The 1,398-nt window shown below is 41.6% G+C and carries 1 protein-coding gene; it reads right to left on the bottom strand.

Annotated elements, in window-relative coordinates; genetic code table 11:
* On the bottom strand, nt 1-975 hold a 975-nt coding region (gene ltrA, locus ACFP3V_RS27560), incomplete at its 3' end, for a group II intron reverse transcriptase/maturase (protein WP_380589015.1).
* Between the last annotated feature and the right edge of the window lie 423 nt (nt 976-1,398).

The raw sequence follows: 1,398 nt of genomic DNA, 5'->3' as shown, positions 1-1,398 counted from the left end.
TTTTTCTTTGCTTAATGTTAGAGTCTTTCTCGTTTTTGCCTTGATTTTCTGTCGAAAATCTTTCCATGCACTCTGTTCGGGCTGGGCTGTATAATATGGTTTTCCGTCTTTCTTTCGTTGTCTCCAATGTCCAAAGGTGAATCCCAAAAAGTCAAAGTCATCATCATGAAAGTCCACAATTCTCGTTTTCTCGGCCGAAATTTGGAGACCCAGTTCTTCCAGCTTTGACTTTGTAATCTCCGCAGCTTTTTCAATGTCCTCTCTTGTCTTAGTGAAGAGAAGGAAATCGTCTGCGAACCGGACAAAGCGAATCTTATGTTCCGCGAAAGTCCAGTCCAATTCATTAAGAAATATATTAGCCAGAAGTGGTGATATGACGCCGCCTTGAACTGTCCCGAGATTGGTTTTATAGTGTTTTCCCTCTTCCATGTATCCAGCTTTTAGCCAATCCCAAATCATATTTAGCACCGTGCCGTCCGCGATATACTTGTTAAGTATGGTCATCAGCTTTTTGTGTGGGATATTGTCAAAGAATCCCTTGATGTCTGCATCATAAATGTAATGATATCCTTGTTCTATATTCGCTAGGATAATCTGCATCACACGATCAGGACCCTTATTTGGCCGATAACCACATGACCATTTATGAAAGATTTCCTTTTCACATTTTGGACTGATGACATCCACTACTGCTTGTTGGACAATACGGTCTTCGATATTTGGTATACCTAGTGGGCGTTGCTTTCCATTCTTTTTCTTAATGTACTCGCGTCTGACTGGCGATGGCTTGTATTCTTTCCTTCTTAACTTTTGGAGTAAGGCATCAAGATTTTCATCGAGCCTGTAACGATAACTTTCAATCGTTTCACCATCTATACCGCCCGCGCCTTTATTTGACTCAACCTTTTCCCAAGCTGCCTTTAACTTACGGTCAAACAGAATTTGGCCATAAATACTATGCCATTTAAATTTCAATGATTGATTCAATGCTTATTCCACACCTTTCAATGTGTCCCTTCAGATTGTTTTTACCGAAGTAACAGTATCTGTTGCCATGCCACATATTTAGTTGTGTCGAACCACGAGGTCGCTCCCCTTCCGTTCATGTATTGTTTTGTCAATACACTACTTCCGTACTATGGGAACGTCTGACTCCTCTGTCCACAGCCAAAATTTCGGATTACCCTTATATTTGACTGTCCTGATTTGGTAAGACAGAGGTCTCACGGGGTCTTCACACCTTCCTTCCATACATACCCAGTACCATCACACAGTAAGCTACAACTAATCAGCTGATTCATGGATTAGCTGTCAATTAAGGGTTTCCCATTATTTTCGGATGGTCACCAGCTTATCGCGCCGCTGTACCTTTACACTTCTGCATTTGGGTCTGCATGT

The organism is Streptacidiphilus monticola, assembly GCF_042658505.1.
Classification (GTDB): domain Bacteria; phylum Actinomycetota; class Actinomycetes; order Streptomycetales; family Streptomycetaceae; genus Streptacidiphilus; species Streptacidiphilus monticola.
This window is presented reverse-complemented; position numbering and strand designations above follow the sequence as displayed.